The 25,414-nt window shown below is 71.0% G+C and carries 19 protein-coding genes and 1 tRNA gene; 10 read left to right on the top strand and 10 right to left on the bottom strand.

Going from position 1 to position 25,414, the window contains the following annotated elements:
• The coding region (locus tag AC1DVZ_RS10620; protein WP_477618162.1) for an aminotransferase-like domain-containing protein at positions 1–1,244 on the bottom strand (1,244 nt) is incomplete at its 3' end.
• Positions 1,245–1,303: 59 nt separating this feature from the next.
• Between AC1DVZ_RS10620 and AC1DVZ_RS10625 the strand changes: the two genes are divergently transcribed.
• From AC1DVZ_RS10625 to AC1DVZ_RS10635, 3 genes are read left to right on the top strand one after another with little or no spacing between them, the layout of a single operon-like run.
• Positions 1,304–2,794 (top strand): CoA-acylating methylmalonate-semialdehyde dehydrogenase, encoded by a 1,491-nt coding sequence (locus tag AC1DVZ_RS10625; RefSeq protein WP_477618163.1) that lies wholly within the window; start codon positions 1,304–1,306, stop codon positions 2,792–2,794.
• Positions 2,794–4,164, top strand: a complete 1,371-nt coding sequence (locus AC1DVZ_RS10630; RefSeq protein ID WP_477618164.1) for an aminotransferase class III-fold pyridoxal phosphate-dependent enzyme — start codon at positions 2,794–2,796, stop codon at positions 4,162–4,164. The genes AC1DVZ_RS10625 and AC1DVZ_RS10630 overlap by 1 nt, the downstream gene beginning before the upstream one ends.
• Positions 4,165–4,169: 5 nt before the next feature.
• Positions 4,170–5,537: an NAD(P)/FAD-dependent oxidoreductase gene (locus AC1DVZ_RS10635; RefSeq protein WP_477618165.1), complete on the top strand. Its 1,368-nt coding sequence runs from the start codon at positions 4,170–4,172 to the stop codon at positions 5,535–5,537.
• On the opposite strand, the gene AC1DVZ_RS10640 is transcribed toward AC1DVZ_RS10635, so the two are convergent.
• Entirely contained in the window at positions 5,534–6,313 is a 780-nt protein-coding gene (locus AC1DVZ_RS10640; protein WP_477618166.1) for a hypothetical protein, read from the bottom strand. The two genes, AC1DVZ_RS10635 and AC1DVZ_RS10640, sit on opposite strands and share 4 nt — an antisense overlap.
• Positions 6,314–6,402: 89 nt before the next feature.
• On the opposite strand from AC1DVZ_RS10640, the gene folP reads away from it, so the two are divergent.
• Positions 6,403–7,320 (top strand): dihydropteroate synthase, encoded by a 918-nt coding sequence (folP, locus tag AC1DVZ_RS10645; RefSeq protein ID WP_477618167.1) that lies wholly within the window; start codon positions 6,403–6,405, stop codon positions 7,318–7,320.
• Between the two features lie 77 nt (positions 7,321–7,397).
• Here folP and AC1DVZ_RS10650 read toward each other — a convergent pair whose 3' ends face one another.
• On the bottom strand, positions 7,398–10,358 hold the full coding sequence (locus AC1DVZ_RS10650) for an HYR domain-containing protein (protein ID WP_477618168.1): 2,961 nt from the start codon (positions 10,356–10,358) through the stop codon (positions 7,398–7,400).
• 502 nt (positions 10,359–10,860) lie between these two features.
• On the opposite strand from AC1DVZ_RS10650, the gene AC1DVZ_RS10655 reads away from it, so the two are divergent.
• Positions 10,861–11,064, top strand: coding sequence for a cold-shock protein (locus AC1DVZ_RS10655; RefSeq protein WP_056915917.1), 204 nt, complete (start codon positions 10,861–10,863; stop codon positions 11,062–11,064).
• 99 nt (positions 11,065–11,163) lie between these two features.
• Here the strand turns inward: AC1DVZ_RS10655 and AC1DVZ_RS10660 are convergent, their stop codons facing one another.
• Positions 11,164–13,089, bottom strand: coding sequence for a penicillin-binding transpeptidase domain-containing protein (locus tag AC1DVZ_RS10660; RefSeq protein ID WP_477618169.1), 1,926 nt, complete (start codon positions 13,087–13,089; stop codon positions 11,164–11,166).
• A gap of 193 nt (positions 13,090–13,282) precedes the next feature.
• Between AC1DVZ_RS10660 and AC1DVZ_RS10665 the strand changes: the two genes are divergently transcribed.
• Positions 13,283–14,875 carry an LCP family protein gene (locus AC1DVZ_RS10665; RefSeq protein ID WP_477618170.1) on the top strand — a complete coding sequence of 531 codons (1,593 nt, stop codon included), beginning with the start codon at positions 13,283–13,285 and terminating at the stop codon, positions 14,873–14,875.
• 84 nt (positions 14,876–14,959) lie between these two features.
• Positions 14,960–15,052, top strand: a tRNA-Ser gene (locus tag AC1DVZ_RS10670).
• Between the two features lie 75 nt (positions 15,053–15,127).
• On the opposite strand, the gene AC1DVZ_RS10675 is transcribed toward AC1DVZ_RS10670, so the two are convergent.
• The 4 genes from AC1DVZ_RS10675 to AC1DVZ_RS10690 form a co-directional block, all read right to left on the bottom strand.
• Entirely contained in the window at positions 15,128–16,375 is a 1,248-nt protein-coding gene (locus tag AC1DVZ_RS10675; protein WP_477618171.1) for a bifunctional glycosyltransferase family 2/GtrA family protein, read from the bottom strand.
• An 11-nt stretch (positions 16,376–16,386) separates the two neighbouring features.
• Positions 16,387–18,486 carry an ArnT family glycosyltransferase gene (locus tag AC1DVZ_RS10680; protein WP_477618172.1) on the bottom strand — a complete coding sequence of 700 codons (2,100 nt, stop codon included), beginning with the start codon at positions 18,484–18,486 and terminating at the stop codon, positions 16,387–16,389.
• A gap of 111 nt (positions 18,487–18,597) precedes the next feature.
• Entirely contained in the window at positions 18,598–20,064 is a 1,467-nt protein-coding gene (locus AC1DVZ_RS10685) for a sensor histidine kinase (protein ID WP_477618173.1), read from the bottom strand.
• Positions 20,061–20,795 (bottom strand): response regulator transcription factor, encoded by a 735-nt coding sequence (locus tag AC1DVZ_RS10690; protein ID WP_477618174.1) that lies wholly within the window; start codon positions 20,793–20,795, stop codon positions 20,061–20,063. The genes AC1DVZ_RS10685 and AC1DVZ_RS10690 overlap by 4 nt, the downstream gene beginning before the upstream one ends.
• A gap of 210 nt (positions 20,796–21,005) precedes the next feature.
• On the opposite strand from AC1DVZ_RS10690, the gene AC1DVZ_RS10695 reads away from it, so the two are divergent.
• Positions 21,006–21,419 carry a hypothetical protein gene (locus tag AC1DVZ_RS10695; protein WP_477618175.1) on the top strand — a complete coding sequence of 138 codons (414 nt, stop codon included), beginning with the start codon at positions 21,006–21,008 and terminating at the stop codon, positions 21,417–21,419.
• A 15-nt stretch (positions 21,420–21,434) separates the two neighbouring features.
• On the opposite strand, the gene AC1DVZ_RS10700 is transcribed toward AC1DVZ_RS10695, so the two are convergent.
• Positions 21,435–22,934: a hypothetical protein gene (locus tag AC1DVZ_RS10700; RefSeq protein WP_477618176.1), complete on the bottom strand. Its 1,500-nt coding sequence runs from the start codon at positions 22,932–22,934 to the stop codon at positions 21,435–21,437.
• Positions 22,935–22,977: 43 nt separating this feature from the next.
• Positions 22,978–23,937 carry a helix-turn-helix transcriptional regulator gene (locus AC1DVZ_RS10705; RefSeq protein WP_477618177.1) on the bottom strand — a complete coding sequence of 320 codons (960 nt, stop codon included), beginning with the start codon at positions 23,935–23,937 and terminating at the stop codon, positions 22,978–22,980.
• Between the two features lie 61 nt (positions 23,938–23,998).
• Between AC1DVZ_RS10705 and AC1DVZ_RS10710 the strand changes: the two genes are divergently transcribed.
• Complete coding sequence (locus tag AC1DVZ_RS10710; protein WP_477618178.1) at positions 23,999–24,598, top strand: mycothiol transferase; 600 nt, start codon at positions 23,999–24,001, stop codon at positions 24,596–24,598.
• Positions 24,595–25,401 (top strand): DinB family protein, encoded by an 807-nt coding sequence (locus tag AC1DVZ_RS10715; protein WP_477618179.1) that lies wholly within the window; start codon positions 24,595–24,597, stop codon positions 25,399–25,401. The genes AC1DVZ_RS10710 and AC1DVZ_RS10715 overlap by 4 nt, the downstream gene beginning before the upstream one ends.
• The last annotated feature ends 13 nt before the right edge of the window (positions 25,402–25,414 follow it).

A 25,414-nucleotide genomic window follows, 5' to 3' on the forward strand; every position in this document is an offset into this window, starting at 1 on the left:
GCGCCGTCCGGGGGGCCGAGCCGGAAGGGTGCACCCGGCGCAACGCCGATCCCCTGGCTGGCCAACCGCACGACCGCCGCCGTCTCGTCGTGCACGGGCACCCAGATGTTGATGCCCTCGGTCCCCGGCACCGTGATGCCCCGCCCGGCCAGTGCGTCGACCACGTGGGCCCGCCGCGCGGCATACGTCACGGTCGCCCTGGCGACCTGGGCGCGGGCGGCGTCACTGGTGAGCAGGCCCAGCAGCACCTGTTGGAGCAACCGGCTCGACCATCCCTGACCGAGCTCGCGGCGGGCCGTGATGGCTCGGTGCAAGTCCGGGGGTGCGCTCAGCGCGGCGAGGCGCAGGTCCGGTCCGTGCGACTTGGAGAACGACCTGATGTATGCCGTGTGGCCGGGTCGCCACCGGCCGATGCTCGCCAGCGTGGCTGAGGACAGGCCGGCAGCTGAATCGTCTTCCACGACAAGGGTTTCGGATCCGTCGAGCAGGTCGGCGATTGCCTTGGCGCGGCGAGCCGTCATCGTGACGCCGACAGGGTTCTGGGCGCGTGGCTGCAGGAAGATGGCGGCGACCGGCTCGGTCAGGGCTGACTCCAGTGCGGCGAGGTCGAGCCCCTCGTCGTCCACCGGCACCCCCACGAGCTGCACGCCCACGGACTCGAGGAGGTCGACCAGGGGTGGGAAGCCCGGGTCCTCGACCACGACGCGGTCGCCGAAGCGCAGCGAGGTGCGCACGATGAGGTCCATCGCGTCCATGGCGCCGTCGACGACGGCAAGGTCGGGCGCGGCATACGGCCAGTCGGCGCGGAGCGCGTCGGCGAGGTCGGGCAGGACCGGGTCGTCCAGATAGCTGCCCGTGGTCGGTGCGGACGTCAGCTGCGCCAGGACGGGGCCGAGCGACGGGAGCAGCTGGGGGTCCGGGACCCCGGTGGACAGGTCGAGGGCGAAGTCGGACTCGTGGCGCAGCGCCTGGCGGTAGCGGCCGCCGGTCGGCCCACGCTGGTCGCGGACCGTGGTGCCGCGCCGGCCGTCGGTGCTGACCGCGCCGGAGCGTGCGAGCAGCCCCCACGCGGCGCTGACCGTCGTGGGGGACAGGGTGAGCTGCGCGGCGACGGTGCGGATGGGGGGCAGCCGGTCTCCCGCGACGAGGACGCCGTCGCGGATCGCGGCGGAGACCGCGTGGGCCAGCCCCTTCGCGGTGGGCTGGTCGAGGCGCTGCTCCAGCGCGGAGAGGGTGGCGGTCATGTTTGTACCATAGCAATGCTTGTATTGTGTTACTAGTGGGTGGATCGTATGGTGTGGGCATGACGACGCGCATCTCCCACTGGATCGACGGCCGCCCCCGCGAGGGCACCTCCGGACGCTCTGCCCCCGTCCACAACCCCGCCACGGGTCGGGTGACCGGCGAGGTCGACCTCGCCTCCGTCGAGGAGCTCGACGCCGCGGTGGCCAGCGCGACCGCGGCCGCGCGGGAGTGGCGGCACGCGTCGCTGTCGCAACGAGCCGGAGTGCTCTTCGCCTTCCGAGAGCTGTTGCACAACCGCGCTCCCGAGCTGGCCGCGATCATCACCGCCGAGCACGGCAAGGTCCTCTCCGACGCCGGCGGCGAGATCGCCCGCGGCCTGGAGAACGTCGAGTTCGCCACCGGCGTCCCGAACCTGCTCAAGGGCGGCTTCAGTGAGCAGGTCTCGACGGGCGTGGACGTCTACAACATCCGCCAGCCGCTCGGGGTGGTCGCGGGCATCACGCCCTTCAACTTCCCGGCGATGGTGCCGCTGTGGATGTGCGCCAACGCCATCGCGTGTGGCAACGCGTTCATCCTCAAGCCGAGCGAGAAGGACCCGTCGGCGGCGCTGTTCCTCGCCCAGCTGTGGAAGGAAGCCGGCCTGCCCGACGGCGTCTTCACCGTGGTGCACGGTGACAAGGTCGCCGTCGACGCGATCCTCGACCACCCGGACATCGCCGCAGTCAGCTTCGTGGGCTCGACGCCGATCGCGAAGTACATCTACGAGCGCGGCACGGCCAACGGCAAGCGGGTCCAGGCCCTCGGTGGCGCCAAGAACCACGCCCTCGTCCTCCCCGACGCCGACATCGACATGGCGGCCGACGCCGTGGTCTCCGCCGCCTACGGCGCGGCCGGCGAGCGCTGCATGGCCCTGTCCGTCGCGGTCGCCGTGGGTGAGGTGGCCCAGCCCCTCGTCGACGCCATCGCCGCGCGGCTGCCCAAGCTCACGGTGGGCAACGGTGCCGACCCCGACACCGACATGGGTCCGCTCATCACCGCCGAGCACCGTGACAAGGTCGCGGGCTACGTCGACGCCGGCGAGGCCGCGGGCGCCGCCGTCGTCGTCGACGGCCGGACCGGCGAGCTCCCCACAGAGGGGTTCTTCCTCGGCACCACACTGCTCGACCACGTGACCCCCGAGATGACCGTCTACACCGACGAGATCTTCGGACCGGTCCTGTCGGTCGTCCGCGTCGAGACCTACGAGGAGGGCATCGCCCTCATCAATGCCAACCAGTACGCCAACGGCACCGCGATCTTCACGCGTGACGGTGGCGTGGCCCGCCAGTTCCAGTACGACGTCGAGGTCGGCATGGTCGGGATCAACGTCCCCATCCCGGTCCCCGTCGCCTACTACTCCTTCGGCGGCTGGAAGGACTCGCTCTTCGGCGACACCCACATGTACGGACCGGAGGGCGTGAACTTCTACACACGCGGCAAGGTGGTCACCCAGCGCTGGCCCGACCCGGCCACCTCGTCGGTCGACCTCGGCTTCCCCCGGACCCGCTGATGGCGCTCGACGGCGTGACTGCCGCCACCGAGGACCAGGTGCGGCGCGACGACCGCGCCCACGTCTTCCACTCGTGGTCGGCGCAGGGCCTCATCGACCCCCTGCCGATCGCGTCGGCCCAGGGCTCCTACTTCACCGACTACGCCGGCAAGCGCTACCTCGACTTCTCCAGCCAGCTGGTCAACGTCAACATCGGTTACCAGCACCCCAAGCTGGTCGCCGCGATCCAGGAGCAGGCCGCGCGGCTCACGACGATCAGCCCGGCCTTCGCCAACGACGCGCGCTCCGAGGCGGCCCGGCTGATCACCGAGCTGGCCCCCGGCGACCTCACCAAGGTGTTCTTCACCAACGGTGGCGCCGAGGCCACCGAGAACGCCCTGCGCATGGCACGCCTCCACACGGGCCGCCACAAGGTGATGGCGGCCTACCGCAGCTACCACGGTGCGACCGCGGGAGCCATTGCCCTGACCGGTGATCCGCGTCGGTGGCCGTCAGAGCCGGGTATGCCGGGCATCGTGCGGTACTGGGGTCCCTACCCCTACCGCTCGGCCTTCCACGCCGAGACCGAGCAGGAGGAGGGTGTCCGCGCACTGCAGCACCTGCGCGACCTGGTCATGGTCGAGGGACCCGCGACGATTGCCGCGATCATCCTGGAGAGCGTGGTCGGCACCAACGGCATCCTCGTCCCGCCGCCGGGCTACCTCCAGGGCGTCCGCGACCTCTGCGACGAGTTCGGCATCGTCATGATCGCCGACGAGGTGATGGCCGGGTTCGCCCGCTGTGGCGAGTGGTTCGCCGTCGACCACTGGGGCGTGGCGCCCGACCTCATCACCTTCGCCAAGGGCGTCAACAGCGGCTACGTCCCCCTGGGTGGCGTCATCATCTCCGAGCGCATCGCGGCGACCTTCGACCAGCGGCCCTTCCCGGGCGGACTGACCTACTCGGGCCACCCCCTCGCGTGCGCGTCCGCCGTCGCCTCCATCAACATCTTCAAGGAGGAGGGCATCGTCGAGCACGCCCGCGACCTCGGCGAGGACGTCATCGGGCCGGGCCTGCGCGAGCTGGCCGACCGTCACCCGAGCATCGGGGAGGTGCGCGGGCTGGGAGTCTTCTGGGCGCTCGAGCTGGTGCGCGACCGGCATACCCGCGAGCCGTTGGTGCCGTTCAACGCCGGGGGCGCGGACGCCAAGCCGATGAACGACTTCGCCGCGGCCTGCAAGCAGGGCGGGCTCTGGCCGTTCATCCACTTCAACCGGACCCACGTCGTGCCGCCCTGCACCACCTCGGTCGACGAGGTGCGCGAGGGGTTGGCGATCCTCGACGAGGCGCTCACCGTCGCCGACGGCTTCTACACCGGCGCCGACGCCTGACTCCGGTGGGCCATCCCGCGCTCGCCGACGCCGCGCCGGCCGTCTTCTGGCTGGACCAACCCGACCGACCTGCTGGTCGCCCGGGGTTGGAGGGCGTTCGGTCGGCGGACCTGGTGGTGGTCGGCGCCGGCTACTCGGGACTGTGGACCGCGCTGCTGGCCAAGGAGGCCGACCCTTCCCGTGACGTCCTCGTCCTCGAGGCAGGGTCGGTCGGGTGGGCCGCCTCGGGACGCAACGGCGGGTTCTGTGCGGCGAGCCTGACCCACGGCGAACCCAACGGGATGGCGCGCTGGCCGCAGGAGTATGCCGCGTTGCGCCGCCTCGGGCGCGAGAACCTCGACGCGATCGAGGAGACCGTGCGGAGGTACGGGATCGACTGCGATTTCAGGCGAACCGGCTCGCTCACCGTGGCGACCCAGCCGCACCAGGTGGAGTGGCTGAGGGAGGAGCCGGGACAGTTCCTGGATCGCGACGCGGTGCGGGCTCACCTGGCCTCGCCCACGTACCTGGCCGGTGTCCACGAGCCCGACGAGACGGCGATGGTCGACCCCGCAAGGCTGGCCTGGGGGCTGGCGCGGGCTGCCGAGTCGTTGGGCGTGCGCATCGCCGAGGGGGTGCGGGTCGCCGGGCTGTCGACGGCGGGCTCGGGCGTCGAGGTCACCACGGCCGACGGTGCGGTCATCCGCGCGGGTCGAGTTGCCTTGGGCACCAACGCGTTTCCCTCCCTCGTGCGTCGCACGCGGTTGCACACCGTGCCTGTCTACGACTACGCCCTGATGACCGAGCCACTGACCGATGACCAGCTCGACTCCCTGGGCTGGGCCAGTCGTGCTGGTGTGGGCGACCTGGCCAACCAGTTCCACTACTACCGGCTGTCCGCCGACAACAGGATCCTCTGGGGCGGCTACGACGCGATCTACCACTACGGCCGGCGGCTGACGTCCAGCCTGGACCAGCGACCTGCGACGTTCGACCGGCTGGCCGGCCACTTCTTCGACACGTTCCCCCAGCTCGAGGGCCTGCGGTTCAGCCACCAGTGGGGCGGCGCGATCGACACCTGCACCCGGTTCTGCGCCTTCTACGGCACCGCCCACCGCGACCGCGTCGCGTACGCCGTCGGGTTCACCGGGCTCGGCGTGGGTGCCACCCGCTTCGGCGCGCAGGTCATGCTCGACCTGCTCGACGGCCGCGACACCGAACGCACCCGACTGCGGATGGTGCGCGAGAAGCCGTTGCCGTTCCCGCCGGAACCGTTGGCCTACACCGGGATCCAGCTCACCCGGTGGTCGCTGGCGCGGGCCGATGAGCGGGAGGGGCGCCGCAACCTCTGGCTCCAGGGTCTGGACCGGGCCGGGCTCGGCTTCGACTCCTAGAGCTGCCGCGAACTCGACTCCTGGACCCGTCGCGAGCTCGCGGCCCGGTCCGCCTGCTCGAGGTACTCCCGCAGCGCGTCTGCCGCCACCTCGTCGCGGGACCGACCGGTCCTGGCTGCGTGCTCGGCCAGCGCCGCGGCCACGTCTCCGGGCAGGATGACGCCCGCGGCGTCCCCGACCCGCGCGCCGGACCCACTGGACCCGAACTTCATCAGGGCTGCTCCGACGACCGTGCCGAGCACGTCCAGGATCGCGATCACGCCGAGCGCCCGGTAGAACCCGTCGCCCGGGGGGTTGTAACCGAGCACGAGGATGCTGGTCATGACGGCCAGCAGTGCCRCCAGCACGATCGTGCCCAGCAGGAGACGGCGTGCGCGGAGGTTCGCCTTGTCGCCGAGTGTGAGCAGCAGGCTCGCCTGGGCCAGGGTGGCCGCCACGATGGCGCCGACGCCGAAGGACTTGACCACCGTCTCGTCCGTGCCGTTGCCGAAGTCGATCCAGATCAGGACGAGACCGGTGACGAGGGGGACCAGGACGGTGACGCCTCCGGCGATGCCGACGGGCTGGGATCCTCGCCCGGCCGTCGCGAGGTAGCAGAGCACGGCGATGCTGACGACCCCGACGAGCAGGGTGGTCATCAGGACCTGGCCCTCGGTCTCCCCGAAGTCGCCTCCTCCGAGGAGGGCCGCGATGCCCATCAGTGCCGCGACAGAGAAGGAGCCGATCGTGATGCGGACGATCCACCGGCGGACCGGTGCCGTGCTCGGAGTGGTCATGGTCCATCCTCACCCGACCGGGCCGCCTGCGCCTGAGTACTTTGACCCAGGTTTCCGTCCGGCCCGGTCCCGGATGACAGGATGGCGCGGTGAGCCTCCCAGAGCCGCACGCCCTCGACCTGCCACGCACCCCGCCACTGCGGCTGCGTGGTCGGACCTTCGACGCGTCAACTCCCGCGGTGATGGGAATCATCAACCGCACCAACGACTCCTTCTTCGCCGGCAACCGCCACGCCGACCTCGAGTCGGCGAAGCGGGCTCTCGAGGCTGCCGTGTCCGCCGGCGCCGACATCGTCGACATCGGCGGCGTCCGGGCAGGGCAGGAGGGCGAGGTCGTCGGCGCCGAGGAGGAGATCGAGCGGGTCGTCCCGTTCCTCGCGCATGCCCGCGAGACCTACCCGGACCTCGCCCTCAGCCTCGACACCTGGCGCTCGGAGGTGGCGACGGAGGCGGGTCGGCACGGCCTGGACCTCGTCAACGACACCTGGGCCGGCCACGACCCCGAGCTCGTCCACGTCGCCGCCCGGATCGGGGCGGGAGTGGTCTGCTCCCACACGGGTGGCCTCCCGCCGCGCACCGACCCCGTCAAGGTGACCTACGGGCCTGATCCGCTCGACGTCGTCCGCGACGTGCTCCGCACCCTGGCCGAGGGTGCCCGCGCCGCCCGGGAGGCCGGCATACCCGAGGACCGCATCCTCGTCGACCCGACCCTGGACTTCGGCAAGACCACCGTCCACTCGCTGGAGGTGCTGCGGCACACCGCCGACGTGGCAGCCCTGGGATTCCCGATCCTGCAGGCCCTGTCACGCAAGGACTTCGTGGGCGAGTCCCTGGGCCTCGAGGCGGACGACCGGCTCGAGGGGACGCTCGCCTCGACGGCGATCGCGGCCTGGCTCGGCGCCACGGTGTTCCGCGCCCACGACGTGCGCGCCACCCGGCGCGTCGTCGACATGGTGGCCACCATCCGCGGGGACCGCCCGCCGGTCAGCGCCCTGCGAGGGGTCTGACGCCCGACCAGACCCCCGCACGCACGACAACGGCCGGAAGCCCCCTGCTGGCTTCCGGCCGTCGCACGTCCCTCAGGTCACCGGAGCGTGATGATCACCGTGTGCGGCACTCCGTCGCCGAGGTCGATCCGCAGCTCGTAGGTTCCGACCTGGAGCGGCTTGGTGTTGAGGTTGAACAGGTACTGACCATCGGTGTAGCGGAACAGGTTGCCGGTGGTGGCTGCCGAGGTCGACACCGCCACCGCCGCCTGGCCCGCCGCGGGGGCAGAGACCTTGCGGACCCACAGCGTGGCCTGCAGGTTGGTCACGCCGGCCGAGGCGCCGGTCAGCGCGAACTTCACCGGGATGGTGCTGCCCTGCTTGTAGGTGCCTCCGTCGGTGACCGGTGCCAGCACTCCGCTCCAGCTGACCGCCACGGTGACCGTGAAGGACACCGAGGACGTGTTGCCGGCGTGGTCGGTCGAGCTGCACGTGACGTTGGTCGTCCCGAGCGGGAAGGTGCTCCCGCTCGGCGGGGTGCAGGTCACCGCGGTGGGACCGTCCACCAGGTCGGTGGCCTGGGGCGTCGGGTAGGTCACGACCGCGCCGCTGGCCGACGTCGCCGTCACGGTCCGGTTCGAGACGCTGCCGAAGCTGGGCGCCGTACGGTCCGCCACCGTGACGGTGAAGGCGGCCTCGCCCGTGTTGCCACTCAGGTCCGTCGCCGAGCAGGTGACGATGGTGTCACCGAGGGCGAAGGTGGACCCCTGCGCGTGGTCGCACGTCACCGGGCGGGTGCCGTCGACGAGGTCCGTCGCGGTCGGCACCACCCAGCTGTGTGCTGCGCCCGCCGCCGAGGTGGCCTCGATGGTCTGGCTCGCGACCGCTCCGACGACCGGGGCGGTCGTGTCGGCGACGTTCACCGTGATGGTCTTGTCGACCGAGTTGCCCGTGAAGTCGGTCGCGGTGCAGGTCACCTGGGTCGCGCCCAGGGGGAAGACCGAACCGGACACCGGGTTGCAGACGACGGCAGGCGACGGGTCGACGAGGTCGGTGGCCGTCGGGGCGAAGGACACCGGTGCGCCGTTCGGCCCGGTGGCCTCGACCGTGGCGACCGAGATGTCGTTGAACACCGGGGCCGTCGTGTCCCTCACCGTCACGGTGAAGTGGCCCGTGCCCTCGTTGCCGTGGGAGTCGGTGGCGGTGCAGTTGACCGTGGTGCCACCGAGGGCGAAGGTCGTGCCGCTGGAGGGTGCACAGGTGATGCCGACGTCACCATCGACGAGGTCGGCAGCAAGCCCGACTGCGTAGGTGACGGTTGCACCGTCAGGTCCGGTGGCCTCCTCCGTGACTGGCGCGAGGTCGGGCAGCGCAGGCGCCTTCGTGTCGACGACCGAGACCTTGAACGACTTCGAGTCGCTGTTGCCGTGGGCATCGGAGGCGGTGCAGCTGACCGTGGTGCTCAGGTCCAGGGCGAACTGCGTGCCCGAGGCGGGGGTGCAGCTCAGGTCGACGCTTCCGTCGACGAGGTCCGTGGCGTGTGCCGACCACGAGACGAGAGCACCCGCAGGGCTGGTGGCCTCGGCGGTGATGTCGTCCGGGACGGTGATGGCCGGAGCCGTGGTGTCCAGGACCGTGACGGTGAACGTCGCAGACCCCTTGTTGTCGCGGGTGTCCTTGGCAGTGCACGTCACCGTGGTGTCACCCACCGGGTAGGTCGCCCCGGACGCGTGGTCGCAGTCGACCGGGCGGGCACCGTCGACGTCGTCGAGTGCGGTGGCCGCGGTCCAGCTGACGACGGCTCCGGACGGTCCGGTGGCTTCGACGGCCTCCGGCTCGTGCACGGTCACCACGGGGGCCGTGATGTCCTGGACCGTCACCACGAACGAACCCGAGCCGGTGTTGCCGGCCACGTCCTTGGCCGTGCACGTGACCGTCGTCGGGCCGAAGGCGAAGACGCTTCCGGAGACAGGCGTGCAGGTCGCCGGGAGCGAGCCGTCGACGTTGTCGGTCGCGCTCGCGGTGAAGGAGTGCGAGGCGCCGGCGGGGCCGGTCGCGTTGATCGTCACGTCGGCCGGGACCGTGACCACTGGTGCCGTGTGATCGGCCACCGAGACCGTGAAGGTGGTGCTGGCGCTGTGGCCGCTCAGGTCGCTGGCCGAGCAGCTGACTGTCGTGGTGCCGATCGGGAAGGTGGAGCCCGACGCGGGCAGGCAGGTGACCGGACGGCTGCCGTCGACCGCGTCCGTGGCAGTGGGGGCGGTGTAGGAGGCCGGAGCGCCCGCGGCGTTGACCGCGTCGACCGCCACGTTGGAGACCGAGGAGAGCGCCGGTGCGGTCGTGTCGACGATGGAGTAGGTCGCTGACGCGCTGCCGGTCAGGCCGCCCGCATCGGTGTAGGAGCAGGAGACCGTCCGGCTGCCGAGTCCGTCGGCGGCGCGAGGTCCGCTGAGGGCCGACACGGTGGGCGTGACGCTGCCCGAACCGTCGTGGTCGTCCGTCCACGAGCAGGTCGGCGTCGGCGCGGAGCCGAACTCATAGCTCGCGCTCGCGACGCCCTGCAGGGTCATCACCGGTGCGGTGTTGCTGGTGCAGCCCCAGGAGACCCCGAACGTGGCGGTGTCGCCGCCGGGGTAGGCAGCCGAGGTGACCTTGACGGCCACCGTGGTGCTGCCGGTCGCTGCCCCCGACGAGATGGTCGTGCTGATGGGGAACGTGAAGGACTGCTTCGCACCGTTCGCGGTGTACTCGCTCGGGACCACGACCGGGCCACCCACGAGGGTGGTCGCGACCTGGGTGCTGCCGTCGGTGATCGCGATGCTCAGCGTCTCGCCCGGAAGGTAGTGGGGCGTGTTCGCCTGGCCGGTCCGCCTGACCTCGACCAGGCCGGACCGGGTGACCGGCAGTGTGCAGGCGGTGGCGACCAGGTCGGTGGTCGCAGCGGCGACGGTGTCGCCGTCGGCGATGACCTGGTCGGCGAAGGCCGACCCGGCCGAGAAGATGGTCAGTGTCGCGGCGGCGAAGGCCGCGAGCAGACGTGACGATGCGGACAGTGACATGGACGTCCCCCAGAGCAGTAGTGGTGAGCGAAACGATGACACCACTGCTGACCTGCGGAAATACCCGCGTGACTGATTAGTCCTAACGGTTGACACGTTCGTTGGGGTGGCTCTTTTTGGCCTTGGTTTGGGTGTGGCTGGCCCTGTCAGCGCGCCGTCGCACCGTGGTTCGGAGAGTTACCGTGGGTTGGGGAGTTGACGAGAATTTGACCTCTGCGGACCTCACGCGCCCGCCATGCTGCGTGCTAGCGTTTCTCACGGTTGCAACAAGCAGTTCCTCGCAAGTTCGATGAAGTGCCCGCCCTAGCACCATCAGAGCGGGCATTTGTTCTCTGACGAGAGCTGGCTTTCTGGCGAAGGCCGGCAGTCTGATGAGAGCAGGCTTTCCGACGAAGGCGTCATCCGAGGGCGGGCATGGCTCGTCGGTGGGGGTGTGTGAACGGCAGCCTGGGGCTTCGCAAAGTGCGGGATTCCCAATGGCTACGAAAGAAAGAGTTACCCCATGGCACAGGGAACCGTTAAGTGGTTCAACGCTGAAAAGGGCTTCGGCTTCATCGCCCAGGACGGCGGCGGCCCGGACGTGTTCGTCCACTATTCGGCGATCGACTCCTCGGGCTACCGCTCGCTGGACGAGGCGCAGCGCGTGGAGTTCGAGGTCACCCAGGGACCCAAGGGTCCCCAGGCTGACGCCGTTCGCCCGATCTGACCGAGGACTGCTCGACCAACAGTCTTCCGACGAGGCCCTCACCGCACGCGGTGGGGGCCTCGTCGCGTGCAGGTATGCCGTGTGGCTGCCTCCGTCGGCTCAGCCGGCGGCGAGCGCCGTGAGGAAGTCCTTGGCGATCGGGGCGGCGACAGTGCCGCCGCTCTTCCCCTTCTCGACCAGCACCGCGAAGGCGACGTCGCCCTGGTAGCCGACGAACCACGCGTGCGTCTCGGGTGGGTTCTTCGTGCCGAACTCCGCCGTGCCGGTCTTGCCCCGGACCGTGCCACCCGGCGTGCCCTTCAGCGCCGTGGCGGTGCCCTGGCTGACCACCTGACCCATGAGGGTCCGCAGCTGGCCGATGGCCTTGGCGTCCAACGGCTTCGGAGTGCGGTCGGCTCCTGCCACGGCAGGCTCGGTGACCAGTGCCGGAGCGACGGCAGAGCCGCGCGCGACGTTGGCCGCGAGTACCGCCAGGGCGACGGGGGAGGTGACGTTGCGGCCCTGCCCGATCGCGGCCGCCGCCTTGTCCGTCTTGCCGTTGTTCACGGGGACGCTGGCGTCGAAGGCGTTCGTCACCCCGAGGTCCTTGGCCCACCCGGTCAGCCCCAGCGCGGCAGCCGCCTTGGACAGGTCGTCGTCGCCGAGCTTGGTCGAGAGCTGGACGAAGGCCGTGTTGCAGGAGTGCGCGAAGTCGGTGGTGAAGTCCGGGGTGCCGAGCGACTCACCTTCGTAGTTCTTGTAGGACCGGCCGTCGACCACGAAGGTCTTGGGGCAGGACACCGACGTCGTCGGGGTCACCGTGCCCGACGTGAGCAGCGCATAGGTCGTCGCGATCTTGAACGCCGAACCCGGTGGATAGTGACCGGTCATCGCACGGTCGAAGCCCAGGGCCGGTGAGTTCGCCGAAGCCAGCACGTCACCGGTCTTGACGTCGACCGCCACGAGGGCGGACGGCACCGCGCCGGTCGCCTTGAGGGCGCTCTCCGCAGCGTCCTGGACGCGCGGCGACAGGGTCGTCGACACGTCCTTGCCCGCGACCGCGTCCTTGGAGAACAGCGGCGTGTCCGGAGCCGCACTCGAGGTGACCTCTACGCCCGCCGTGCCACCGAGCACCGCGTCGTACTGCCCTTGGAGTCCACTCACGCCGGCGTAGTCGCCCGCGGCATACCGGCCCTTGCTCCTGGCGACGAGCTCGGCGCTGACGGAGCCGAACGCCCCGAGCAGCGGCTGCGCGAACGTGCGGGACTTGGCCAGCGGTTGTTCACGGGCCGGGTAGATGACGCCCTTGAGGGCGTCGAGCGCGGCCTTGCGTTCGTCGAAGTCGGCCTGCCGGTAGGTGATGACGGGGATCGGCGCCTTGCTCTCGGCCTTGGTGGCAGCGGCGAGCTTGGCCACGAGGGAGCCGGCGGGTTCGTCGACGACCTTCTCCAGCTGGCGGACGGTGGCAGCCGTGGCCCGGGCCGGGTCGATCTGCACCGGGTAGACCTTGCCGATCGGCGTGAGCGCGCCGCCGTCACGGTCGAGCAGGGTGCCTCGGTCGCCCCACGTGCGCGTGGCCGTCAAGGTGGCGCCGGTCTTGAGCCGGGGGTGCCACTGCGAGTGGTCCTTCGGGGGGGTGACGGCCCACCGGCTCCCGCCGGTCTCGGCCCGCTCGACGGCGACCGGCACGTCATAGGACCAGGCGACTCCCCCCGCGAGGGTCCAGGTGACGTGCGCAGTGGCCGTGGCCCGGTCGCCCGTCCGTCGGACCCCGTCGGCCGTGACCTTCACCGGACCCGAGCCCAGCCCGGCCGTCGCCTTGACGAACTCGGCCTGGACGACGTCACTGTTGGAGCCGGTGAAGAGGATGCCCGGCGTGCTGAACGAGCGCCCCGTCCAGGACGAGGCGAACGCTGCCACCTCCTCCTTGGCGGCGGCGTCGAGCTCCTTCTCCGCCTCGGCGTGCCGCCACCACAACCCCGCGCCGACCGCTCCGGCGACGAGAACGGCCGCGACGACTCCCCCCACGACTGCACGTTTCGTCATCGGTCCATCCAACCCCACGCGTGACTGTGTTCGTCCCATTTGTCGTCCGGAGCCAACCCCGAGGCCCTGTGCGGCGTCGGGAGGTGGGAGGCGCATCGGGCAGAACACTCAGGATGCGCCCGTACACTCACGGAGGCGATCCGTCGCCCGAGCCACCAGCACGGCGTGGCTTTTCGGAATCAGAGAGGTACACGTGAGCGAGCCCACCAACGGCTCTGCGCGGGACGACGACGAGTCCGGCCAGAGCACGGGTGCCACGGGGGACGGCACGCAGCAGAACACCAGTACGTCCCGGCGTCGGTCCGACCGCCACGTGGGCAAGACCCACCGCCATCCGTGGATGCGACGAGCCGCCTTCGGCGTGGCCGGGGTGCTCGTGGTTGCCCTGGTCCTCGGTGTCGCCGCCTACGTGAAGCTCAACGGCAACATCACGCGGCTCGACATCAGCAGCGCGCTGGGCGATCGACCCAAGCAGGAAGCCACGACGGATGCCCAGACCAACCTGGCTCCGCTCAACATCTTCGTGATGGGTTCGGACAGCCGGGAGGGCACCAACCTCGGCAGTGGGCAGACGGAGTACGGCATGGAAGGCAGCCGCTCCGACACCAACCTCATCGTGCACCTGTCCGCGGACCGGAAGTCGGCGATCGTCGTGTCGATCCCCCGGGACTCCATGACGAAGGCGCCCCGGGACTGCAAGAACAAGGCAGACAAGGTGCAGGACGGCGTCGTCCGGCAGTGGAACCAGAACTTCACCCTGGGTGGACCGGCCTGCACCATCCGCACGTTCGAGGGTCTGACCGGTGTCTTCATCGACCACTTCGTGGTGATCGACTTCCGCGGGTTCCAGGACATGGTCAACGCCCTCGGCGGTGTGACCRTCTGCCTGCCCGAAGCCGTCAAGGATCGCCAGAGCCACCTCGACCTCCCCGCCGGCCGGACCAAGGTCAATGGCAAGAACGCCCTCGCCTACGTGCGGTTGCGCCACAACATCGGCGACGGGTCCGACCTGGGCCGGATCGACCGCCAGCAGGCCTTCCTCTCCTCGGTGATCCAAGAAGCCACCAAGTCCTCGCTCCTGCTGCGCCCGGACAAGCTGTTCCGCTTCCTCAACGCCACGACCTCGGCGATGACCACCGACAAGGCCCTCGACGTCGGGGAGATGAAGGACATCGCCGGGAGCGTCTCCAGGATCGGCACCGACCAGATCCGGTTCGTGAAGCTCCCGACCGAGGCCTATGTGCCCGACCCCAACCGCGTCCAGTGGGCCTCGGGAGCCGAGACCATCTGGAAGTCGATCCGCAAGGACGAACCCCTGCCGGGCACGAAGGTGCCGTCGTCCACCACCACGGCGACCGCGTCGCCGACCACCGAGCCGGCTCTGACCGTGAGCCCCGGCGACATCAAGGTGCGGGTCACCAACAACTCGGGGGTGGCCGGCCTGGCCAAGCAGGCAGCCGGCGAGCTCGAGGTCCAGGGCTTCACGATCTCGTCCTACCTCACCGGCAGTGGCGCGCCCACCGAAGGTGTCGTGGTCCGTTACGGCCCGAACATGAAGGAGGCTGCCCGCACGGTCGCGGCGGTCTACCCGGGCGCTGAGATCCGCGAGGATGCCCTGCTCGGCTCGACCATCGAGCTCAGCATGGGCACCGGCTCGCCGAAGGCGGTGGAGATCCCGAACCGTCTCGGCACCAAGCCCCTGCCGAAGGAGACCGTCACCGCGACCACGCCGGCCTCCACCGAGACCGTGAAGGCACGCACCGCGGCCCAGGACATCTGCACCTGACCGCTGCGCCGAGAGCGGCGATTTTGCTCCGGTCGCAGGGGTGCGGATAGCCTGTGCGGGCTTGGTTGCTGGTCGGCCAGGCATGGAGGCGTCGCCTAGCCCGGTTTATGGCGCCGCACTGCTAATGCGGTTTGGGTTTAACACCCATCGAGGGTTCAAATCCCTCCGCCTCCGCCACGCGAAAGAAGGACCCGACACGCATCATCGTCGGGTCCTTCTCGCGGTGGCGATCCAGGCCTGCGAGCGAAACTGTCAGGTGCGACTGTACGTTCGCTCGCAGATGGTGGTTATGGACCCCTGACCGGTCGCGACCAGCTCGTTCGGCGTGACCGGGTATCGAGGGTCCCGGCGGAAGATCCAGCTGCGCATGGCCACGAAACGCAGGCCTGTCGAGGCTGCCGTGGCGCTCGCGACGACGAGGGTCGCCACCGTGGTGCTGGGGGTGGCGACGACGGCGTGCAGCACTGCCAGGGCCCCGGCGGTCACCAGCCAGGTGAGCGCGAAGATCGACAGGCCCTGCAGCTGGTGCCGGACGGCGCCGGCGCCCTGCACCCCAAAGGTCCAGCGGCGGTTCAGGGCGGTGTTCGCGACGGTCGCGACCAGCAGCGCCACCAGGTTGGCGGCTTGGGTCGATCCGACGGCCGGCACGAGCGCCGCGAACAGACCGAGGTGCACGACCGTGGAGGCGACACCGACCGCGGCGAACCGCGTCAGCTGGTGCCACRCGCCCAGTGGCCCCGGGGCGTGCCGGCCGATGCGAGCGGCGACCTCGGCGACAGGGAGTCGCCCTGAGGCCAGCGCGCGGCGGACCCTCACGACTCCGCGCAGGTCGTCCAGCGCCGTGGCGACCACGTCGACGCGGGAGTCGGGGTCGTCGAACCAGTCGACTGGCACCTCGTGGATCCTCAGGCCGCAGCGCTGGGCCAGGACGAGCAGCTCGGTGTCGAAGAACCAGGTGTGGTCCTCGACCATCGGCAGCAGCTCGGCGGCGACGTCTGCCCGGATCGCCTTGAAACCGCACTGCGCGTCCGTGAACCGGGCACCCAGCGCGCCTCGCAGGACCAGGTTGTAGCAGCGCGAGATGACCTCGCGCTTGGCCCCGCGGACCACCCGCGCGCCACGCGCCAGGCGCGAACCGATGGCCAGGTCCGAGTGACCCGAGATGAGCGGAGCCACGAGGGGCCACAGGGCGTCGAGGTCGGTGGAGAGGTCGACGTCCATGTAGGCGAGGATCGGCGCGTCCGAGGCCGACCACACCCGCTTCAACGCCCGGCCCCGGCCCTTCTCGGGCAGCCGCACGAGCGCCACGCCCGGCAGCTCGGCCACCAGCCCCGACGCGACGGCTGCCGTCGCGTCGGTGCTGGCGTTGTCGGCCACCGTGATCCGGAACGGGTACGGGAAGGTCTGGACCAGGTGGTGGTGCAGCCGTCGGACGCTGGCTGCGACCGTGTGCTGCTCGTTGTGGACGGGGATGACGATGTCGAGGACGGTGGTGGTCATCGCGGCGCTCCTCAGGTGGTCTGGGTCGTGGCGGAGCCCGTGGTGCCGGTGGCGGACGACAGCGGCTGGGTCAGGTCGTAGAACGTCGACCCGCTGATCGTGACCTGGGTGAAGTTCGCCGCCACCCACTCCGAGATCTGCGAGCCGGTCCCCGAGCCGCCCATCCCGCCGCCGGGTCCGCCGGCCCCGCCGCCGTTCCCGCTGGCGACGAGGTAGTGGATGTCACCGTCGGCGACGTACTGCTGGAACTGCGCCAGGGTCGGGCTGGGGTCGCTGCCGTTGAAGCCACCGATGGCCATCACGGGCAGCCCGGTGCCGAGCTGCAGTCCGGCCGCGTTCTGCGAGCCGATCGCGGCGGCGACCCAGCGGTACGCGCTGGCGTCCGCCGACAGCGCCGAGACCACCTCGGTGTCGGGGGTGGAGGCGTTGAGCAGTCCGCCCATCCCACCGCCGGTGCGGGTGCCGCCCGGGGCGCCAGTGGTGCCGCCGGTGGTGCCCTGCTGGGGAGGTGCGCCCATGGTGCCGCGGGCACCACCCGGCATACCGCCACCGCCGGGACCACCACCTGCCGTGGCCGGTCCCGCGGTCACGATCGAGCCGGTGTGCGCCGTTCTCACGGTCTGGACGCTGTAGGCCGCGGGGCCGGCGAGTGCCGCCACGAGGGCGCCGGCGATGACGACGGGCACGAAGCGCCGGTGCAGCTGGGTGATCGCGAGGAGAAGGAGGGCGCTCGCCAGACCGAGGACGAGGACACCGATCCGCAGCCAGTTCTGCCAGTCGGTCCGCGACAGGAGGACGAACGACCACGTGGCGGCGGCAGCCGTGGCGGCCGAGAGCGTGATCGAGCCGATGGCCTCGGCGCGGTGCTCCCAGGCTTCCGCCGCTCCCATGCCGACCAGGGCCGCGATGGCCGGGGCGAGGGCGACGGTGTAGTACTCGTGGAAGATGCCGGCCATCAGCGAGAACGTCACCATCGTGACGAGCAGCCAGCCACCCCAGACGACGTATGCCGCGCGGCGGGCGTCCGTGCGCGGCGCGCGGCCGCGCAGGAGCAGTCCCACGGCGAGCAGGATGAACGCCGAGGGGATGAGCCAGGAGATCTGGCCGCCGATGCTCGAGCTGAACATGCGCCCGAGTCCCGTGGTGCCCCAACCGTTCCCGCCACCGACCGAGCCGGTCTCGTTGCCGCTGATCCGGCCGATTCCGTTGTAGCCGAAGGTGACCGAGAGGAACGAGTTGTCCTGCGAGCCGCCGATGTAGGGACGCATGCTGGCCGGCACCAGTTCGACGATTGCGACCCACCAGCCGGCAGACAGCACCATGGCGGCGGTGCCGACGAGCGCGCCGATGATCCTCCTGCGCAGGGTCGTGTTCGCGAAGAGCACGTAGGCGAGGCCGAAGGCCGGCACGACGAGGAGGACCTGGAGCGCCTTGGTGAGGAAGCCGAGCCCGATGAAGACGCCCACGATCGCGAACCACTTGGCAGAGCCCTGTTCGATCGACTTCATCGTGGCCCAGGCGCCGAGCGCCATGAGCAGCACGAGGAGCGCGTCGGGGTTGTTGAACCGGAACATCAGGACGGCCACGGGGGTCAGCGCCATCACGGCCCCGCCGATCAGGCCGGCCGCGGTGCCGAAGTGGCGCCTGACCGTCGCGTGGACCACGCCGACGGTGGCGACACCCATCAGCACCTCGGGCATGAGGATGCTGAACGAGCTCAGCCCGAACAGCCGCACGGACAGGGCCATCGCCCACAGCGACGCGGGCGGCTTGTCGACGGTGATCGAGTTGCCCGCGTCGGAGGAGCCGAAGAAGAACGCCTTCCAGCTGTCGCTGCCGGCCTGGACCGCGGCGGAGTAGAACGAGTTCGCGTAGCCGCTCGAGGTGAGGTTGTAGAAGTAGAAGAGGGCCGTCGCGAGGAGCAGGCCGAGCAGTGCGGGCCGGGCCCACGTCGGGTCGTCCTCCGGACCACGCCACAGGCGTTGGATCCGGCTGGGCGTCGTGGGCGCGGCGGGGTCCGCCTGCACTGGAGTGGGGGTGCGCGGCACGCGGGTCGTGCCGGCCGCGCCGGTCGCATGGACCGTGTCGGGGTGGAGGGTCATGGTGTCCATGTCCCTACCGTCGGGTGGGCCGCTGTGCGGTTCCTGTGCCACTCCTGAGCCCGGGTGATGAGCCCGTCGCGTCCGCCAGCCCAGGACGCCAGTCGGCGGTGGCGCGCAGGGTCAGGCGGGGAGCAGGACGGTGAAGGTCGTGTCGCCGGGGGTCGAGGAGAGCTCGACGTTGCCGCCGTGCGACTTCGCCACGGCGTCGACGATCGACAGGCCGAGTCCGGTCGACCCAGCGGCTCGGTTGCGGGAGTCGTCCCCTCGGGTGAACCTGTTGAACACGTTGCCCTGCAACGACTTCGGCACCCCGGGTCCGTCATCGGAGACGCTCACCCGGATCCACTGGCCATCCGGCTTGACCGACGTGACGACCCGTGTGCCGGCGGGCGTGTGGGTGCGGGCGTTGGCGAGCAGGTTGGCCACGACCTGGTGCAGCCGCGCGTGGTCCCCGGTCACCTCGACGGGCTGGTCGGGCAGGTCCAGCTCCCAGCGGTGGTCGGGGGAGGCGGCGTGCGCATCGCTGACCGCGTCCATCGCGAGCAGCGACAGGTCGACCGGTTCGCGGTCGAGCGGCCGCCCCGCATCGAGCCGGGCCAGCAGGAGCAGGTCCTCGACGAGTCCCTGCATGCGCAGGGCTTCGGACTCGACGCGCGACAACGCGTGGGTGACCGACGCGGGCACGGGCTCGCGCTCGCGACGGGACAGCTCGGCATACCCGCGGATGGACGCCAAGGGCGTCCGCAGCTCGTGCGAGGCGTCGGCGACGAACTGGCGCACACGCTGCTCGCTCTCGTGGCGGGACTGCAAGGCTCCCTCGACGTTGTCGAGCATGTTGTTGAGGGCGAGCCCCACCTGTCCCACCTCGGTGTGGGGGTCCGTGTCGGCTGCGGGGATGCGTTCGGCCAGGGCGACGGCGCCGGAGTCGAGCTTGAGGTTGGAGACCTGCGTCGCGGTGTGCGCCACCCGTTGCAGTGGCGCGAGGTTGCGGCGCACCAGCCACAGCCCGCCGGCCGTCACGAGGACGAAGCCGACGATGGTGCCACCCACCATGAGGGTGATCACCTTGTTGATGACCTCGGTGACGCCACCGGCCGGAAGCCCCGAGATGACCGTGTCACCGTCGGCCTCATGAGCCGAGGCCACCCGGTAGCTGCCGAGCCCCTCGATCTCGACGGTCCTGGGGGTGGTGCCGATCCCCGCGGCCAGCAGCGAGCTGACCTGCGCGTCGGTGAGGGCGCCGGTGGTCTCGTCGTGCTCGACCCTGTTGACGCTGGCGACGCCGTCGCGGATCACCAGGACGAGGGACTGACCGCTGCCGCCGGGGATCGGGCCGCCCCCTCCACCCGGCCCGGGCCCGCGGCCGTCGTTGGCCCGCGGGCCGCCGGCGCGGACGAGGGTCGACTGGAGGTCCCCGTCGAGGCGGCTGACGAGGTAGTCGTGCAGCAGCAGCACCGTCAGGGTGGACGTGGCCATGGTGATGGCGAGGAACAGCCCGACGACCGTGGCGATCAGCTTGCGGCTGAGCGTCCAGGTGGCCGGGTTGAGGTGCGACCGTGCCGCACCGACGGCAGCGGCGGGGCTCATGTCGCGGGCTTGAGGACGTACCCGACGCCGCGCATCGTGTGGATCATCGGCTCGCGACCGGCGTCGACCTTCTTGCGCAGGTAGGAGATGTAGAGCTCGACGACGTTGGCCTGGCCGCCGAAGTCGTAGTTCCAGACCCGGTCGAGGATCTGGGCCTTGGACAGCACCCGCTTGGGGTTGCGCATGAGGTACCTGAGCAGCTCGAACTCCGTGGCGGTGAGGTTGATCTGCTCGCCCCCGCGCATCACCTCGTGGCTGTCCTCGTCCATGGTGAGGTCGCCGACGGCCAGCACTGACGCGGAGTCGTCGGTCACGACGGCGGTGCGCCGCATCAGGGCGCGCAACCGGGCGACGACCTCCTCGAGGCTGAACGGCTTCGTCACGTAGTCGTCGCCGCCGGCGGTCAGACCGGCGACCCTGTCCTCGACCGCGTCCTTGGCGGTCAGGAAGAGCACCGGCACGCTGGGGTTGTCGCCGCGCATCCGGCGCAGCACCTCGAGGCCGTCGAAGTCCGGCAGCATCATGTCGAGGGCGACCGCGTCCGGCTGGAACTCGCGGGCCGCCCGGACGGCCGCCACGCCGGTGGCCGCGGTGCGGACCTCCCAGCCCTCGTAGCGCAGCGCCATGCTCAGCAGCTCGGTCAGGTTGTTCTCGTCGTCGACGACGAGCACGCGGACGGGGGAGCCGTCGAGGCGCTGGAGCTTGGCGGAGGCGGACTGCTTCGTGTTCATGGCTCTAGGAAACACCGCAACCATGTGCGGCGCCCCCGTAACTCCTGTGCGAATCCTGTGAGCCCTCTGTGCCGCGTGAGGCCGCTCCGTCGCGAAGGCGCCCACTGTTCCGAAGCCTCAGTCCTTCGACACCCGACCCACAGGATCGCCACAGCCGACCGGCCGAGTCTCGGAGTCGACCGCCTCACCTTCGAACGTTCGGAGACCCCGATGACGACCCCACGCACGGACGACACCACCGAGCTCCCGTGGGCCCAGACCCAGACCATCCCGTATGCCGCGCCGCCGGCTTCCGAGCCCGCTGGGCCCACTGAACCCACCGTGACCGCTTCTCCGCCGGCCACGGCGCCAGCGCTCAACCCACCCACCTGGACCGGCCGCAAGACGGCGATCGCCGCAGCCCTCGCCATCGGCATCTCGTCGATGGGTGCGGCGGCCGCTGCCGCCGCTGTGCCGCCGGGTACCTCACTGGGCGGTGGTCAGGTCCAGCAGGGCGGCTTCGGCCCGGGAGGCGGCCAGCGACCCGGCTTCGGCCAGCCGGGCCAGGGTGGCCCCGGGTTCAGGCAGCAGGCGCCCGGGACCATGCAGCAGGCGCCGGCTGACCCGAGTGCCGGCTCGACCTGATCGCCCGCAGTGGGCTCAGGTCCTGGCTGAACCCAGGCCGAGCACCACGGCGATCCCGAGGGCGCTGCGTGGGTCGTAGGCAGTGCGCCACAGCCCGCCGTGCACGGCGCCCGCGGCTTCCTCGCGCCACGGGGTGGTCGGCGTGTGGGGCGCGGTTCGCAGGTCGTGGACGAGGAGGGCGGCCATGAGCGTGTTGCTCGTGGCCGGTTCGAAGACCTCGATCCCGAACCGGTGGGCACCGGCGTAGGCACTGGCCAGGGCACGGTTCTTCAGGACCGAGCGGGTCCGGGTGGGAGGCGCGACGTTGAGCGACACGGTGCGTCCGTCGCGGCGGGCCACGGTGGCCCGCCACCGCTGAAGTCGTTTGGCGAGAGCGTAGTTCGGCCCCTGTTGGGGGACCAGGCTGTCGTTGAGACCGGGGTCGGTGCCCGGCGCGTAGTTGCGTCGCAGCAGCCGTCCGCCGCTCACCGTCCGCAGCGCAGGGCGGACCAGCCGCATCGGTGTGGACGGTCCGCGATAGCTCCGCGTGGAGTGCTCCACGGCCTCACCCGGCACGGCGAAGACATCGGTCGGGGTGGCGAGGAAGGCCAGCGCGACATCGGCCCGGCGGCTCATCAGCTCGGTGCTGAGGGCGTCCACGGCCGTGGACACCCGGACGTTCGTGGCACCGTCGGCATAGACGTAGTTGCCGAGCACCATGGGGCCGTCCACCTCGGTGAGCCAGTCGGCGATGGCGGGCAGCCCGTGCAGCAGGTCGGCCCCGGCGTGCGTCGCGAGGTCGCCGGCCGACCAGCGGGCGTCGGAGGGCACCGGAAGGTGCAGCGTCCCCGCCGACGAGGCAGCGACGTCCAGGACTCGCTTCCAGATCTCCGGGCGGGGCAGGTCGACGCCGACGACCTCTCCGCCCCACGACAGGATCGAGCGCAGGGGTCCCATCTCGGCACCCGCCCCCAGCACGACGACCCGCTGGTCGCTCAGGTCGAGCCACTCCGGGTTGGCCATCACGGTCCGAACCGCCTCGGCCGCCGAGGGTTCGATGATGCCGCGCGTGGTCCAGTCGTCGAGCTGCCTGCGCAGGACGTCGCCGCGCAGCCGCTGTCCGTGCATCGGGAGGCTCAGCTCGGTCGCGCGCTCGCCAGTGCCCCGCACCGTCGCGGTGCCGAGGGCCGGGCCCCCGCCCGTCGCGAACGCCCCGTCCAGCGGCACCTCCCCGCCCGGTGTCGTGGCCCGCATCCGGGCGTGCAGGGAGTCGAGCCCGGCGCGCGCGACGTCGACCGCCGCCTCGCCGTCGCGCAGCAGCCCGGCCTCGACCAGGCGCTTGAAGTGGGTCAGGTAGCCCTGGCGCCAGTTGGTCTCCCGCTCCGCCGCCTGCGCCCCGACCGGGTCCACGCCGCGCAAGGCGTCCGCGACGACGTTTCGCCCGAGCGCCGACGTGCTGCGCTTGCCGTCCACCTCGGGAAAGACCACCCCGTGCGGTTGGTGGGAGTCACTGCGTGGGGAACCACTTTGCGCCATGCGGCGAGTATGCCGTGTTGTGGGCGAACACGATCCGCCCCAGTCAGTCTCCGGCGGCCGCTGCCATCCGCTGGGCGATCTGCCGCGCGGCAGCGCGCAGCTCGGAACCCCCCACGATGCGGAAGGGGACGGGCAGGACGGCCAGCTGCTCGGCATACCAGGTGGGGTTGCTCGTGCTCCCGACCAGCCGGGTGCCGCCCTCGGAAGTCTCCTCGAGCCGGCCTAGTCCGCGGGGGAGGATGCGGCTCACCGTCTCGAGCGGGGCGTCCACGAGGACCTCGGTGTCGTACTCCCAGCCGGCCGCCATGTGGGCCTCGAGCTCCGCGACCGGGTCGAGGTCCGACGGCGGTACGAACGACTCCACGAGGGTCGCGACGGCCGTGACCCGGTCGATCCGGAAGGCCCGCAGGGCCGTCGCCGCGTGGCTCCAGCAGAGCAGGTACCAGCGTCCGTGGCGGACCACCACTGCCCACGGGTCGACGTCCTGTGACCACTCGCGCCCCGCCTCGGTGCGGTAGCCGATCCGCACCCGCGCCCGGTCGATGCCGGCCTGCACGAGGGCGGTCGTCGTCTGCGGGTTCGGCCGGGCAGCGGAGCGGTCCGGGGCGGGCGCGGTCGCCCGGCGGACGGCCTCCGCCTGTGCGGCCACGGGTTCCGGGAGGGCCCGGATGATCTTGCCGAGCGCACTCCCCGCGGGGTCGGAGGGGTCCGCGGCCTGGTGGTGGCCGTCCAGCACCGCCATGACCAGGGCCAGGGCCTCACTCGCCTCGAACATCAGCGGGGGCAGCCGCAGTCCGCGCCCGACGCGGTAGCCCCCATAGGGACCGCGTTCGGACTCCAGGGGTATGCCGGCCTCCCGCAGGATCGCGACGTAGCGGCGGGCCGCGCGCTCGGTCACTCCCAGACGCTCGGCGAGGCGCCCGGCGGTGATGCCGGGACTGCCCTGGACGAGCTCGAGGGTGAGCAGGGCCCGGGCGGTGGGGCTGGTGTCGGAGGACGACATGACGACAGGGTAGGGCTGGATGCGGTAGCCGAACGTCCGGAACCCGTCCTAGCGTGCAGGCATGGCAACGACAGACACCGCGACCGACACCCCCTGGGAGCCGCCGTTGGCCGGCACCGAGACGGGTGCGCTGCTGGGCGCGCTCGACCGGCTCCGCGCCACCTTCCGCTACAAGGTGGACGGGCTCGACTCCGCAGGGCTGGGCGGACGCATCGGCGCCTCGACGCTGACCCTCGGCGGACTGCTCAAACATCTGGCCTCCAACGAGGACTACAAGTTCACCGTGCAGCTGACGGGCGCCCCCATGGATCCCGCGTGGGACGACAACGGCTGGGACGGCAACGACGACTGGGAGTTCGAGTCGGCGGCCACCGACTCACCCGAGGTCCTCTACGCGCTGTACGACGGTGCGGTGGCGCGGGCCAGGGCGAGGGTGGCCGAGGCGTTGGCCGACGGTGGGGTGGACCGGTTGGTCGAGGCGCACGACGACGAGGGAAACCACGCCAACCTCCGTCGCCTGCTCTTCGACATGGTCGAGGAGTACGGCCGCCACACCGGTCACGCCGACCTGCTGCGTGAGGCCGTCGACGGCCGGGTGGGCGAGGATCCACCACCCGGCTGGCATCCGGTGTCGGGTGCCTGGACGTGGCCGACGCGATGACCGACCACGACGAGCACCCCGGGTTCGACAGTGCCCACCGCGGTGCGACCTTCAGGCGGTTCGACTTCACCGGCGCGGTGTTCGACGACACCTACCTGGTCGACGCGCGGTTCAGGAACGTCGCCCTGAAGGGCGCGAAGATCAGTGGGTCGCAGCTCGTCGACGTCGAGATCTCCGGCGAGGTGGAGCGGCTCACGGTCAACGGCGTCGACGTCACCGGCTTCGTCGAGGCCGAGCTCGACCGCCGTGAGCCCGACCGCGCGAGGATGCGTCCTCACACCCCGGGGGAGTTCCGCGAGGCCTGGGACATCCTCGAGAGCCGGTGGGCCGAGACGGTCGAGCGGGCACGCAGACTCGACCCCGAGCTGCTGCACCAGCGCGTCGACGGCGAGTGGTCCTTCATCGAGACGCTGCGCCATCTCGTCTTCGCCACGGATGCCTGGATCCGTCGCGCACTGCTCGGTGACCCGTCTCCCTGGAGTCCGCTCGACCTCCCCCACGACGACATGGGCGACATCCCCGCGGTGCCTCGCGACCGGTCGGCGCGACCGTCGCTCGACGAGGTGATGGCGCTGCGGCGCGACCGGATGGCCAGCATGCGCGCCGTGGTGGACGGCCTGACCGAGGAGAAGCTCCTGGGACGGACGATCCCGGTCACCGAGCCGGGCTACCCCGAGCCGTCGGACTTCCTGGTCGCCGACGTGGTCGGCTGCATCGTCAACGAGGAGTGGTACCACCACCAGTACGCCATCCGTGACCTGACCACCCTCGAGAGTGCACGACGCGCTGACGCGACCCCCTGACGCCCAACGTGTC

Source organism: Pedococcus sp. P2_E5, assembly GCF_056403895.1.

Bases quoted from the DNA above. Each gene is read 5' to 3' on its own strand.
- AC1DVZ_RS10685 (WP_477618173.1), bottom strand. From the start codon at position 20,064: ATGAGCCCCGCCGCTGCCGTCGGTGCGGCACGGTCGCACCTCAACCCG.
- AC1DVZ_RS10700 (WP_477618176.1), bottom strand. From the start codon at position 22,934: ATGGCGCAAAGTGGTTCCCCACGCAGTGACTCCCACCAACCGCACGGG.
- AC1DVZ_RS10715 (WP_477618179.1), top strand. From the start codon at position 24,595: ATGACCGACCACGACGAGCACCCCGGGTTCGACAGTGCCCACCGCGGT.
- AC1DVZ_RS10690 (WP_477618174.1), bottom strand. From the start codon at position 20,795: ATGAACACGAAGCAGTCCGCCTCCGCCAAGCTCCAGCGCCTCGACGGC.
- AC1DVZ_RS10630 (WP_477618164.1), top strand. From the start codon at position 2,794: ATGGCGCTCGACGGCGTGACTGCCGCCACCGAGGACCAGGTGCGGCGC.
- AC1DVZ_RS10705 (WP_477618177.1), bottom strand. From the start codon at position 23,937: ATGTCGTCCTCCGACACCAGCCCCACCGCCCGGGCCCTGCTCACCCTC.
- AC1DVZ_RS10710 (WP_477618178.1), top strand. From the start codon at position 23,999: ATGGCAACGACAGACACCGCGACCGACACCCCCTGGGAGCCGCCGTTG.
- AC1DVZ_RS10650 (WP_477618168.1), bottom strand. From the start codon at position 10,358: ATGTCACTGTCCGCATCGTCACGTCTGCTCGCGGCCTTCGCCGCCGCG.
- AC1DVZ_RS10655 (WP_056915917.1), top strand. From the start codon at position 10,861: ATGGCACAGGGAACCGTTAAGTGGTTCAACGCTGAAAAGGGCTTCGGC.
- AC1DVZ_RS10680 (WP_477618172.1), bottom strand. From the start codon at position 18,486: ATGGACACCATGACCCTCCACCCCGACACGGTCCATGCGACCGGCGCG.
- AC1DVZ_RS10660 (WP_477618169.1), bottom strand. From the start codon at position 13,089: ATGACGAAACGTGCAGTCGTGGGGGGAGTCGTCGCGGCCGTTCTCGTC.
- AC1DVZ_RS10695 (WP_477618175.1), top strand. From the start codon at position 21,006: ATGACGACCCCACGCACGGACGACACCACCGAGCTCCCGTGGGCCCAG.
- AC1DVZ_RS10625 (WP_477618163.1), top strand. From the start codon at position 1,304: ATGACGACGCGCATCTCCCACTGGATCGACGGCCGCCCCCGCGAGGGC.